This window comes from Kitasatospora azatica KCTC 9699, from assembly GCF_000744785.1.
Taxonomy (GTDB): Bacteria; Actinomycetota; Actinomycetes; order Streptomycetales; family Streptomycetaceae; genus Kitasatospora; species Kitasatospora azatica.
The window spans coordinates 4,686,930-4,699,055 of sequence record NZ_JQMO01000003.1; the positions used below are offsets into that span (position 1 = coordinate 4,686,930).

At 74.4% G+C, this 12,126-nt stretch carries 12 protein-coding genes; 6 read left to right on the plus strand and 6 right to left on the minus strand.

Features of this window, described 5'->3' with window-relative positions; genetic code table 11:
* The first annotated feature begins 77 nt into the window (after window positions 1-77).
* On the plus strand, window positions 78-863 hold the full coding sequence (locus tag BR98_RS31515) for a hypothetical protein (protein WP_051970542.1): 786 nt from the start codon (window positions 78-80) through the stop codon (window positions 861-863).
* 51 nt (window positions 864-914) lie between these two features.
* On the opposite strand, the gene BR98_RS31520 is transcribed toward BR98_RS31515, so the two are convergent.
* On the minus strand, window positions 915-2,384 hold the full coding sequence (locus tag BR98_RS31520; RefSeq protein ID WP_035850199.1) for a phytoene desaturase family protein: 1,470 nt from the start codon (window positions 2,382-2,384) through the stop codon (window positions 915-917).
* 11 nt (window positions 2,385-2,395) lie between these two features.
* On the minus strand, window positions 2,396-3,103 hold the full coding sequence (locus BR98_RS31525) for an alpha/beta fold hydrolase (RefSeq protein WP_324606696.1): 708 nt from the start codon (window positions 3,101-3,103) through the stop codon (window positions 2,396-2,398).
* On the opposite strand from BR98_RS31525, the gene BR98_RS41720 reads away from it, so the two are divergent.
* From BR98_RS41720 to BR98_RS31540, 4 genes are all read left to right on the plus strand, one after another.
* On the plus strand, window positions 3,086-3,262 hold the full coding sequence (locus tag BR98_RS41720) for a hypothetical protein (protein ID WP_407639516.1): 177 nt from the start codon (window positions 3,086-3,088) through the stop codon (window positions 3,260-3,262). The two genes, BR98_RS31525 and BR98_RS41720, sit on opposite strands and share 18 nt — an antisense overlap.
* Window positions 3,263-3,347: 85 nt before the next feature.
* Window positions 3,348-3,815: an SAV_6107 family HEPN domain-containing protein gene (locus BR98_RS31530; RefSeq protein ID WP_051970545.1), complete on the plus strand. Its 468-nt coding sequence runs from the start codon at window positions 3,348-3,350 to the stop codon at window positions 3,813-3,815.
* Between the two features lie 42 nt (window positions 3,816-3,857).
* A complete protein-coding gene (locus BR98_RS31535; protein WP_035850201.1) occupies window positions 3,858-4,610 on the plus strand; it encodes a methyltransferase domain-containing protein in 753 nt (250 codons plus the stop codon).
* Window positions 4,611-4,854: 244 nt separating this feature from the next.
* The gene (locus BR98_RS31540) at window positions 4,855-5,247 is read left to right on the plus strand and encodes a DUF3040 domain-containing protein (RefSeq protein ID WP_035850203.1); all 393 of its coding nucleotides are present in this window, start codon (window positions 4,855-4,857) and stop codon (window positions 5,245-5,247) included.
* 95 nt (window positions 5,248-5,342) lie between these two features.
* Here the strand turns inward: BR98_RS31540 and BR98_RS31545 are convergent, their stop codons facing one another.
* The 4 genes from BR98_RS31545 to BR98_RS31560 form a co-directional block, all read right to left on the minus strand.
* Window positions 5,343-7,763: a transglutaminase family protein gene (locus tag BR98_RS31545; RefSeq protein ID WP_035850205.1), complete on the minus strand. Its 2,421-nt coding sequence runs from the start codon at window positions 7,761-7,763 to the stop codon at window positions 5,343-5,345.
* Complete coding sequence (locus BR98_RS31550; RefSeq protein WP_035850207.1) at window positions 7,760-9,115, minus strand: DUF58 domain-containing protein; 1,356 nt, start codon at window positions 9,113-9,115, stop codon at window positions 7,760-7,762. Before BR98_RS31550 ends, BR98_RS31545 begins: the two co-directional genes overlap by 4 nt.
* A gap of 1 nt (window position 9,116) precedes the next feature.
* Window positions 9,117-10,073 carry an AAA family ATPase gene (locus tag BR98_RS31555; RefSeq protein WP_051971232.1) on the minus strand — a complete coding sequence of 319 codons (957 nt, stop codon included), beginning with the start codon at window positions 10,071-10,073 and terminating at the stop codon, window positions 9,117-9,119.
* Window positions 10,074-10,272: 199 nt separating this feature from the next.
* On the minus strand, window positions 10,273-10,782 hold the full coding sequence (locus BR98_RS31560; protein WP_035850209.1) for a beta-class carbonic anhydrase: 510 nt from the start codon (window positions 10,780-10,782) through the stop codon (window positions 10,273-10,275).
* 323 nt (window positions 10,783-11,105) lie between these two features.
* Between BR98_RS31560 and rsmH the strand changes: the two genes are divergently transcribed.
* A complete protein-coding gene (rsmH, locus tag BR98_RS31565) occupies window positions 11,106-12,077 on the plus strand; it encodes a 16S rRNA (cytosine(1402)-N(4))-methyltransferase RsmH (protein WP_035850211.1) in 972 nt (323 codons plus the stop codon).
* The last annotated feature ends 49 nt before the right edge of the window (window positions 12,078-12,126 follow it).

A 12,126-nucleotide genomic window follows, 5' to 3' on the forward strand; every position in this document is an offset into this window, starting at 1 on the left:
ATGTGGGGCGGTAGCCGGGGAACCGGTACAGTCGCGGCACACGCGCGCCGCGCGCCGGGCTGTGGTGGAGGACGCAGATGGGCATCGGGATGCTGGCCTTGTATGCGGCCCTCGCCGTGGTCGCGCTCTGGTTGATCGCCGAGCTGCTGCTGCAGAACCGGGCCCCGCTGCACTGGCGGGCCGTCGCGCTCGGCGGGTTCCTGCTGGTGGTCGCCGGGATGGCGATCCGCTCGGTGCCGGTGATCGGAGTGGGGGCGGCGGCCTTCGCCGCCGGCCAGGTCTTCGTCACCCTGTCGGTCAAGCACGGCTACCGGGACGGCTGGTCGCTGCGGCGGGCCGACGGCGCGCTGCCCGGTCCGCTCGCCAAGGTCCCGCTGCTCGCCGCGGCCACCAGCGGGGTGGCGGCGGCCGCGGTGGTGGCCGAGCAGGAGCGGGTCGGCGAGGTCGGTCCGGTCGAGGAGGCCGACCCGGAGGGCGGGTCGCAGTTCCCGGCCGGGTCGCCGGAGTCGGGGGCGGAGGAGGAGGACTACGGCGTCTACGAGACGGTCGCCTCCTACCAGGAGCAGCCGCAGCTGCCGGAGCAGGTGGCTTACCCGTACGCCGAGCAGCAGCAGTACGACTACCAGCAGTACGGCTACTACGAGCAGCAGCAGTACGTGCCGTACGAGCCGCAGTGGCAGCAGCAGTACGACCCTTCACAGGGGCAGGGGCAGGGGCAGCCGCAGTACCAGTACGGCATCCCGCAGCAGCAGTCCTACGAGTACTACCAGCCGCAGCCGATGCCCGAGTCCGAGCAGCCGGTCCAGCCGGTCCAGCCCCAGCAGCAGCCGCAGGCCGAGCAGCACTGGCAGACCTGGCAGTAGGCCGCCGGTCGGTGGGCAGCCCCCAGCCGTAGCCCCGCGCGAGGCCGCAGCTCAGGCCGGCCCGATCAGCCCCGCCACCACGCAGGCCGACATCCCCGCGCGCGCCACGCCGCCGCCGGGGTGCGCCGCGCCGCCCACCAGGTACTGGCCCGCGATCCCGCCCGCGTTGGCCGGCTGCAGGTACGACCCGTCGGCCCCCGCCAGTGCCGGGCGCGGCACCGCACCGCCCGGCGCGAGAGTCTCCCGCTCGGTGTCCACGGGGGTCCGCACCATCCGCCAGAGCAAGCGCTCGCTCAGTCCGAGCCCCGCCGCGTCCGCCTGGGCCAGCAGCCGGTCCGCGAAGGCCGCCGCGACGCCCGGGGCCGTCCAGTCGAAGCGGGCCCGGGAGGGGACGGTGACCGTCAGGGTGACCGCCTCGTGCTCCTGGTCCGGGAGAAGTGACGGATCGTCAGGACGCAGGACCTGGACGGTCGGCCGCTCGCAGAGCCGGGCGGTGGCGCCGAACAGCGCGTCCAGCTCGGCGGCCCGGTCGGCGGCGTGCAGCACGGTGCGCTGCGCGGTCCCGGGCGGCCGGGCGCCGCGCAGCGCGAGCAGCACACTGAACCGGCCCGGCACCGTCGCCTCGCCCGTCCCGGGCCGCAGCACCAGGTCGGCCTCCGGCGCCTGGCTGGCCGACGGATCGAGCGAGGCTTCGTCGATCGAAGCGTCGTCGATCGAAGCGTCGTCGAGCGAGGTGTCGTCGATCGGGGTGTCGAAGCGGAACTCCACCCCACGCTGCTCGCAGCGCCGGTAGAAGGCCTCGGCCAGGGCCCGCATCCCGCCCCTGACCGACCAGACACCGAAGGTCTGCTCCATGTACGGGATCACCGTCGCCCCGGCGGGGGTTGCGCGCGAGTCGAAGCCGAAGCGCAGCGCGTACTCGGTGAGCAGCGCGGTCAGCGCCGGATCGGCGCCGAGCTCGCGCGCCGCCACCTGGTCCAGGGTCGGGGCGCCGCCGCCGCGCAGGCGGGCCAGGCCGCGTCGGGGGGCCGCCGGGTACGGGTCGGTCCGCAGCGCGGCCAGCGCGCCGGGCCCGGTGGGCAGCGGTTCCTCGAGCAGCGGGCGGCGGGTGGCCTCCCAGACCGCCCGGCCGCGGTTCATCACCGCTGCCCAGCGCTCGCCGGCACCGGCCCCGAGGGCGGCGTCCAGGGCCTGCGCGACGCCGCCGCGGGAGGCGTTGGGGAGGGTCAGCACGGTGCCGTCGGCGAACAGGTGCCGGCTCTCCGGGTCCGCCGGGGCCAGCTCGACCAGCTGCTCCAGCGGCTCGCGGCCGGTCTTCAGTGCCAGGTCACGGTAGACGGCCGGCAGCGTGAGCAGCGTCGGGCCGGTGTCGAAGGCGAACCCGTCCCGCCGGTACTGCCCGAGCATCCCCCCGTAGGTCGGCCCCGCCTCACAGACCGTCACCCGATGCCCCAGCGTCGCCAGCCGCGCCGCCGCGGCCAGGCCGCTGATACCCGCTCCGATGATGACGATCCGTGCCATGAGGGGTGATCTTAGACCGACCGGCCTTGGACCGACCCGCGTCGGACCCCGGGGTGGAACGCCTCGGCCAGGGCTGCCGCGAAGGCGTCCGGGTTGTCCAGCATCAGGTTGTGGCCCGCGTCCGGGATCGCGACCTGGCGCACGGCGGTGCCGGGGAGCGGGGGCTCCTCGTCTGCCGGGTGCAGGAAGGTGCGGGGGATGTCCAGGGCCAGCAGGCGTTCCCGGGTGCTGCTGCGGCCCAGCTCGACGGCGCTGCGGTGCAGCGCGGTCCGACCGGCCAGCCGCATGGTGGACCACCAGTGCGGGCCGACCGCCTCGCGCACCTCGCGCCAGCCGCCGGCCAGGAACTCCTGCTCGGTGTAGGTGGCGAGCCCGCTGCTGCCGGGCCGCCGGGCCGGGGCGACCGGGTCCAGGTTGGCGTCGGCCAGCACCAGCCTCGCCACCAGCTCCGGGTGCCGGGACGCCAGCACGATCGCCACCGCCCCGCCCATGCTGTGCCCGACCAGCTGCACGCCGGTCACCCCGGCCGCGCGCAGCGCCGCCGCCACCGCGTCCGCGTGCGCCTCCAGCGTGTACGGGAACCCGGTGGGCCGGTCGCTGATCCCGAACCCGAGCAGGTCGACCAGGAACGAGCGGTGCCCGGCCAGCAGCGGATGGGCGGCGGTGGCGGCGAAGTACGCGGGGGAGCTGGCGCCCAGCCCGTGCAGGAAGACCCGCACCGGTTCGACGCCGGGCAGCTCCACCCAGAGGGCGACCGCCCGATCGCCGCGGAGGAGCTCACCGATCCGTTCCGGCAGGGTCTGCTGCTGATCGCCCGGGCCACCAGCAAGGCCGAACTCGGTTGGCTGCGCACCACCCTGGCGGCACTGGCCGACTGAATTGTCAGTGGCGGCGGTGAGCATGGGGGCAGACGGGTCAGATCGGCCCGGCTGCCCGCTCCGGATATTTGGGGGAGTACCGACCATGACCGTCACCGACCTCCCGAACTCGATCCCGCTGCGCTCCGTCGACGTCCACCCGGTGCTGCTCAAGGCCGGTGCACCACCCGCCGGCCGCGACCTGCTGGACCAGGCACAGCGCACCCTGCTCGCGGCCGACGCCGCCGAGGACCCGTTGGAGCGGTACGCCACCGCGCACCTGGCCGCGCTGCGCACCACGGCTGCCGTGCTGGCGGTGCGCGGCCGGCCGGAGAAGAACCCGCGCCGGCGCAAGGCGATCCGCAGCGCCTGGGAGGTGCTGCCCGAGGTGGCCCCCGAACTCGCCGAGTGGGCCGTCTACTTCGCGGCCGGCGCGCGCAAGCGGGCGGCTGCCGAGGCCGGGGTGACCGGCGCCGCCTCGGCCCGGGACGCCGACGACCTGATCCGGAACACCGCGCTCTTCCTGCGCCTGGTCGAGCGAGTGCTGCAGCTGGGAGGCAATAGGGTGGAGTAGTCCCACCCGACCTGCCCCGCCCGCCTGCCGAGGAGCCCAGCCTTGTACCCGACGCGTCCCCGCAGCGCCCTGCGTACCGCCGTGGTGTGGGAGGTGGTCCGTGCGGCGCTGGAGCGCCGGGCCGCCGAGCTGGACCAGCCGGTGCTGGACGTGCTGGACACCGGCGGCGGCACCGGCAACTTCGCCGTCCCGGTGGCCCGCCTCGGCCACCGGGTGACCGTGGTCGACCCCAGCCCGGACGCGCTCTTCGCGCTGGAGCGCCGGGCCGCCGAAGCCGGGGTGACCGAGCTGGTCCGCGCCGTCCAGGGCGACACCCAGACGCTGCCCGAGCTGATCGCCCCCGCCTCGGTGGACGCGGTGCTCTGCCACGGCGTGCTGGAGGTCGTCGACGACCCGGCCGAGGCGCTCGGCCACCTCACCGCCACCCTGCACAAGGGCGGCCTGGTCAGCCTGCTCGCCGCCAACCGCAACGGCGCCGTGCTGGCCCGCGCGCTGGCCGGCCACTTCGACGAGGCCCGCACCGTGCTGGACGCCCCCGACGGCCGCTGGGGCGTCGGGGACCCGATGCCGCGCCGCTTCACCGCCGAGGAACTGCACGGGCTGGCCGACGACGCCGGGCTGCGGGTGGAGTCCGTGCACGGTGTGCGGGTCTTCGCCGACCTGGTCCCCGGAGTCCTGGTGGACACCGAGCCGGGTGCCATGGAGGCGCTGCTGAAGCTGGAGGAAGCGGCCGCCTCGCAGCCCGCCTTCCACGCCGTCGCCACGCAGCTTCACCTGCTCGCCGCACTCGCCTGAGCCGCCCGCGGACCCGGTGCGCGGTCGCCGGGCACTTCCTGGCCCGCCAGCGCGTTTCAACCGGTGCGGAGCGGGGCGAAATGTGGCGGACACGACCGATCGTCTCCCCCTCCGGATCCGGCCGACGGACCGTATGATCTGGGTAAAGCCAGAACGCATGACGGCCAGACGCATGGGGCATATGGACCACGACAAGGCCAGGTGGCGGACCGGTCGCCCCGCGACCGACGAGTAGGAGGACTCCGTGCCGCTCTCGGAGCACGAGCAGCGACTGCTCGATCAGATGGAGCGAGCGCTGTACGCCGAAGATCCCAAGTTCGCGACGGCGCTTGAGGGAACCGGGCTGCGCACCTACACCCGTCGACGGGTGTACCTGGCGGCGGCGGGATTCGTGCTGGGAGTCGGCCTCCTGATGGGAGGCATGATCGCGCAGCCCAAGTTCATTTGGCTGAGCGTGGTCGGCTTCCTGGTGATGCTGGGCTGCGCCGTGGTCGCGGTGGCCGGCTGGCGTCGGCATCCGGCCGTCGGCCCGGGCAACGGACCGCGCAGCGCCCCGCCGGCCCGCCGCAAGGCGGGCGTGATGGACCGGATGGAACAGCGCTGGCAGCGCCGCCGGGACGAGCACGACGGGCTATAGCCCGCCCCGAAACCGTATTGCCGCTGAGACCGCACGTGGGCGGGTGATCCTCGGATCACCCGCCCACTCGCTTGTCCCGGCCCGGGCCCAGGGCCCTAGCGGCGCAGTCCTCGGCCGGCCCGGCGCAGCGGCCCGGTCAGCCGCTCGCCCGCCCGGCGCAGCGCCGCGCCGATCCGGTGCCGCAGGCCGCGCACCGCGTCCCCGGTCCGCCAGGCCAGCCGCACCGTGGAGGGCGGCAGCAGCACCGCGCGCAGCCGCTGCCCGCGCTTGGCCGAGGCCCGCAGCCCGTCCCGGGCGGTGCGCAGATCGGGCCCCAGCGGCGCCGTGGGCCCGGCCTCGCGGGCGTACAGCACCCGCTCGGTGGCCAGTGCGACCCGCCCGACGGCGGCCCGCCCCCGCTCGTCCAGCGCGCCCGCCTCGCTGATCCGGCGCACCGTGTGCCGCGGGCTGAGCGCCTCGTCCGGCGGGATGCCGAGGTCCCAGGCGGTGTCGATCAGCTCCTGCCAGGCGGCCAGCACCTGGGCCTCGGTCAGCTCACCGCCGCCGGGACCGCCGGGCCGCCGCCGCCCGCCGCCCAGCCGGCGCCGGCGCAGCCGCCACCGCCAGGCCATCGGCGACAGCAGCAGGAGCAGCACCAGGCCGGCCGCCGCGAGGACCGCCAGCAGCTGCCAGGAGGTCCCGCTGCTGACCGGTGCGACCGCCACCGGGGCGTCCTGCTGCTGGTCGGCGCAGCCGCCCTGGCGGCGCAGGATCGGCGCGCAGCTGGTGTCGGCCGAGGGCTGGGAGCTGCCCTGGTCGGTCGGTGTCGCGCTGGGCATCGCGGTGGCCGTCGGGGTGGGCGCGACGGCCGTGCCGCCGTAGTCCGGGGTGGTGCCCCGGCTCGGGGTCGGTTCGAAGCGCAGCCAGCCGGCGCCCGCGAAGTACAGCTCCGGCCAGGCGTGGTAGTCCTTGCTGCCGACCTGGTAGTTGCCGTCGCCCAGGTCGTCGCCGGGCGCGAAGCCGACCGCGACCCGGGCCGGGATGCCCAGCTCGCGGGCCATCGCCGCGTAGGTGGCGGCGAAGTGCACGCAGAAGCCCCGCTTGTCCTGCAGGAACTTGGCGATCGCGTCCGGCCCGGTGCCCGGGTCCACCGAGGGGCTGTAGAGGAAGCCACCGGTGGTGGTGAACCAGTCCTGCAGCGCGACGGCCTTGTCGTAGACGGTCGGGTGACCGGCGGTGACCTTGAGCGCGGTCTCCCTGACCACGGACGGCAGGTTGGCCGGCACCTTGGTGTACTTCTCGAGGATCGGCGGGGGCACCGGCCCGGCCCGGCGCAGCTGGTCGGCGGTCGGGTCGACGTTCAGCGAGGTCACCGTGTACCGCATCCCGCCGGCCTTCTGGCCCTGGGCACCGATCACCGAGCCGGTCTCCGGCTCGAACCGCCAGTCGCCCTTCAGCTCGGCCTGCCGCGCCGGGAAGGGCATCGGCAGCCACTGCGAGCTGAGGCCGTTGGAGATCGCGATCCGGGTGGTCATGCCGGGCGAGCTGATCGCGTCGGACGGCCCGTCGGGGTACGGCAGCGGGTTGGACAGCGGCTGGGTGCTCTGGCTGCCGGGCTTCCACTCGACGCCGTTGAACTCGTCCAGCGCGGTGGTGCGCAGGTACGTGGTCTTCAGCGCCGGGTCGTCGCCGGTGTAGGTGATCAGGACCTGGTTCTCCGGGCGGCGCAGCCCGTCGGTCAGCGAGACCACCGGGTTGAGCGCGCTGATGCCGCCGCCGCGCCCGCCCCCGCCGCCGTCGCCGAAGCCGCCGTTGACCAGGTTCAGGCCGTCCCAGGCCGGCGCCAGCCCGCCCAGCACCACGGCGCAGCTCAGGGCCAGGATGCCGATCAGGTGCCCGCCGGTGGACAGGTCGCCGCGGTTGGCGCCGGCGCCGTTGCCGCGGAAGACCCGGCCCCAGCGGGAGAGCCGGTCGCGGCCCTCGGCGAAGAGCAGCATCAGGTAGCCGGCACCGGCCAGCAGGAACCAGAGCCAGAGCGCGCCGTTGTCGCTGCCGGCCAGCCCGGTGCCCACCGAGTACAGGGCGAGCAGCGGAAGGCCGGCCAGCGCGGCCCGCCGGTAGGTCACCGCGAGGGCGTCCACCACGATCGCGACCAGCGCCACCGAGCCGACCAGCACCAGCCGCAGGCTCGCGGTGGCGGGCGCGGGGATGGCGTAGTTGTGGATGTCGTCCAGAGCGCCGTTCAGCAGTTGACCGAAGTCCCGCAGCGCCTGCGGGCCCGGCAGCAGGCCGAAGCTCAGCGAGGTCCGGACCGAGCCGAAGATCAGCAGGTAGAGCACCACCACCAGCTGGGTCGGCGGCACCAGCGGCCGGGCGATCGACAGCCGGCGCAGCCCGGCGCCGACCAGGGCGACGACGGTGATCTGCAGGCAGGCGGGCAGGATCCAGCCGGACGGCCGCAGCAGGGGGGACAGACCCATCATGGCCAGCGCGGTGGCCAGGGCCGCGTAGACCGTCAGTCGCGCGCGCGTGGTCATGCGCTCGCCTCCTTCCGCAGCGAAGCGCCCGAGGCGCCGCCCACGGGGCCGCTCGCCTGGGCATGCACGTCGGCCATCCGCCACAGCTCCGGGACGGAGTCGCCGGCCCGGGCCGACAGCACCGTCCAGCCGGCCTCGCGCAGCAGCCGCAGCTGGCGCTCGCCGGCGGGGTCGGAGGCGCCGGGGAAGACCTGGCGCAGGCCGGCCCAGGTGCCGGTGTCCAGCACGATGGCGACGGCCGCGCCGGCCCGGCGGCGCAGCCGGCCCAGGCTGGCCGCCTGCTCGTCGTCCAGGCTGCCGAGGATCGCCACCACCAGGCCCTCGCCGCCCAGCCGCAGCACCTCCTCGGCGCGGGCCAGCCCGCCGCCGCTGGAGTGCTGCACCACGGCGAGCGCGTCCAGCAGCAGGCCGATCGACTCGCTGACCGAGCCGCCGGTGCCGCCGGTGGAGGTCTGCGGCACCTGGGTGCCGCTGTCGGTCAGCAGCCGGGTCCGGTAGCCGCGTTCCAGCAGGTGGCTGCCGATCGAGGCGGCGCAGCTGACCGCCCACTCGAAGGAGGAGGCCGGGCCGCTGCCGCGGTGCCCGACCTCGCGGGTGTCCAGCAGCACGGTGGCGCGGGCGCGCAGCGGCTGCTCCTCGCGGCGGACCATCAGCTCGCCGTACTTCGCGGTGGACTTCCAGTGCACCCGGCGCAGGTCGTCGCCGTGCCGGTACTCGCGCGGCACGGTGTCGTCCTCACCGGCCAGCGCAACCGCGCGCGAGGCGCTGTCGCCGTAGCCGGCCCACTCGCCGGCCAGCTTGACCGTCGGCAGCGGCTGCACCAGCGGCACCACGGTGAGGGTGTCGGCGGAGTTGAACGCGCGGGTCAGCTCGCACATCCCGAACGCGTCGGTCAGCCGCAGCTGCAGCGGGCCCAGCAGGTAGCGCCCGCGCAGGTCGGAGCGGACCCGGTAGGAGACCTCGCGAAAGCCGCGCGGCTCGACCCGGTCCAGGACGAACCGGGGCCGCGGGCCGAGCAGGTACGGGACCTTGTCCTCCAGCATCAGCAGGCCGGTGAGCGCCCGGGAGATGTTGTCCACCCGCAGGTGCACCCGGGCCTCCTGGCCGGCCGGCACCCGGTGCGGGCTGAGCCGGCGCCCGCTGGCCACCCGGTAGCGGGTGCGCAGCAGCAGCGCGGCGGCCACCAGCGGCAGCGCCACCAGCAGGACGCCGACCCGCAGCAGGGCGGTCTGGCCCAGCAGGAAGGAGCAGAGCACCGCGGTCAGCCCGGCGGCGACGAAGGAGCGGCCGCGGGTGGTCAGGCCGCGCAGACCGGTCCGCCAACCGGCGGCCGGGTCGCTGTCCGAGGCCACCTCAGCGGCCCTGCGGGACAGGCAGGCGGTGCACCAGCTCCAGCACGATCTGCTCGGCGCCGCGGCGGCTGAGCTGGGCCTCCGCGGTGGGCAGCAGGCGGTGCGCCAGGATCGGCACGGCCAGCGCCTGGATGTCGTCGGGGACCACGTAGTCGCGGCCCTCCAGGGCGGCGGCGGCGCGGGCGGCCCGGATCAGGTGCAGGGTGGCGCGGGGCGAGGCGCCGAGGCGCAGCTCGGGGGAGTTGCGGGTGGCGGTGACCAGGTCGACCGCGTAGCGGCGGACGCTGTCGGCCACGTGCACGGTGCGCACCAGTTCGATCAGCTTGAGGATGTCGGCGGCGTGCGCGACCGGCTGCAGGTCGTCCAGCGGGGAGGCGCCGCCGTGCACGTCGAGCATCGCCAGCTCTGCCTCGGGGCTGGGGTAGCCGATCGAGATCCGGGCCATGAAGCGGTCCCGCTGGGCCTCGGGCAGCGGGTAGGTGCCCTCCATCTCCACCGGGTTCTGGGTGGCCACCACCATGAACGGCGACGGCAGCTCGTAGGTGGTGCCGTCGATGGTGACCTGACGTTCGGCCATCGACTCCAGCAGCGCGGACTGGGTCTTGGGCGAGGCCCGGTTGATCTCGTCGCCGACCACGATCTGCGCGAAGATCGCGCCGGGACGGAACTCGAAGTCCATCCGCTGCTGGTCGAAGACGTTGGTGCCGGTCACGTCGGAGGGCAGCAGGTCGGGGGTGAACTGGATCCGGCGGACCGTGCAGTCCACCGATCTGGCGAGCGCCTTGGCCAGCATCGTCTTGCCGACGCCTGGGACGTCCTCCAGCAGCAGATGGCCCTCGGCCAGCATCACGGTCAGGGCAAGCCGGACCGCTTCCGGCTTGCCCTCGATCACGCTCTCCACCGAGGCGCGAACCCGGTCGATGACCGCGTTCAGCTCGGGCAGACCCACCGGACCCATCGAACCCCCCAGGGCCGGTGCACTCGACCGCGGGTCGCCCCCGCGCCTGTCGAGACCGGTCTGCTCGTTGTAGGTCGTCACCCGTCCGCTCCTCGCCCCTCCTCGCGCCGGTCCGCCTGTCCGGATCCGACCGTAGGGCGCATTCTTCCCTGAGCCACGGTTGAAAGTCACCCGAAGGAGCGAGGTGTGCAGGCCCTGGTCAGAAGATCTCGCGGAGCAGACCGGTGTGCACGTCGAAGACGAAGCCACGGACATCGTCCGTGTGCGGCAGGAAGGGGGAGGTGCGGACCCGCTGCATCGACTGCCGGACGTCGCCGTCCAGGTCGACGAAGGACTCCACGGCCCACTGCGGGCGCTGGCCGACCTCCAGCTCCAGCTCGCGGCGGAAGTCCTCGGTGAGCCCGAGCAGGCCGCAGCCGGTGTGGTGGATCAGCGCGATCGACCGGGTGCCCAGGGCGCGCTGGCTGATCGTCAGGGAGCGGATGGTGTCGTCGGTGACCACGCCGCCGGCGTTGCGGATGACGTGCGCGTCGCCGAGTTCCAGCCCCAGCGCGGCGAACAGGTCGAGCCGGGCGTCCATGCAGGCCACGATGGTGACGTTTTGGACCGGGCGGGCGTCCATTCCGCCGTCACGGAAGGTGACGGCGTACTTGCGGTTGGCGGCGACGAACCGGTCGATGATCGTCTCGGTGTCCGAAGCGTCAGTCATAGGTACGACGTTAGTAGGAATTGACGGCCGGTGGGGGCTTCGCGGCCCAGGTCAGGGGCCGGTGTGATGGAGCACATAGGGCGCGCGTGGCGCCGCAGGCCGGCGTGGGCGCGGGCGGTAGTCTGACGGTCCGTACGCAGCCCGCGGCCTCCTCCCGCTCCGTGCCACCTGGCGCACCTTCCCCGGCGCCGGGCGGCCGCGCTCCTTCCCCAGCGAGCGGGCGGGGACCACGGGTGGCGTGGGGCGGCGGCGAGGTGCGTGAGAATGGTGGGATCACCCAGCTCCGAGACACCCTCGCTTTCGACAGAAAGGCGCCCGCGCGCATGGCCACTGGCAGTCCGGAACCCAAGCACGTCCCGGTCATGCTGCAACGCTGCATGGACGCCCTGGCCCCCGCGATCTCGGTGCCCGGCGCGGTGGTGGTCGACGCCACCCTGGGCCTGGGCGGACACAGCGAGGCGCTGCTCACCCAGTTCCCCGAGGTCCGGCTGGTCGCGGTGGACCGCGACCCGGTGGCGCTGCGGCTGTCCGGCGAGCGGCTGGCCCCGTTCGGCGACCGGGCCACCCTGGTGCACGCGGTGTACGACGAGATCCCCGAGGTGCTGGCCGAGCTCGGCATCCGCGAGGTGCAGGGCCTGCTCTTCGACCTCGGCGTCTCCTCGATGCAGCTGGACGAGGCCGAGCGCGGTTTCGCGTACGCCCAGGACGCGCCGCTGGACATGCGGATGGACCAGACCCGCGGACTCAGCGCGGCCGAGGTGCTGAACACCTACAGCCACGGCGACCTGGCCCGGATCCTCAAGGTCTACGGCGAGGAGCGGTTCGCCGGCAAGATCGCCTCGGTGATCCTGCGGGAGCGCGAGAAGGAACCGTTCAGCAACAGCGCGCGTCTGGTCGATCTGGTGCGAAACGCGATCCCGGCGGCGACCCGGCGCACCGGCGGCAACCCGGCCAAGCGGACCTTCCAGGCGCTGCGGATCGAGGTCAACGGCGAACTGGAGGTGCTCGACCGGGCCATCCCGAACGCCCTCGAGGTGCTCGCGCTGGGCGGCCGGATCGCCGTGATGTCCTACCAGTCGCTGGAGGACCGCCTGGTGAAGCAGTACTTCGCGGCCGGTGCGACCAGCACCGCGCCGCCCGGGCTGCCGTTCATCCCGGAGGAGCACCAGCCCTGGTTGAAGCTGATCACCCGAGGCGCCGAACTGGCCACCGAGGCGGAGATCGAGGAGAACCGGCGCGCCGCACCCGTGCGGCTGCGGGTGGCGGAGAGGATCAGAGCCGCCAAAAACAGGTAGGGCACCCGGGGTCGCGCACTGGCCCGAGCGGGGGGCGACGGCGGGCGAC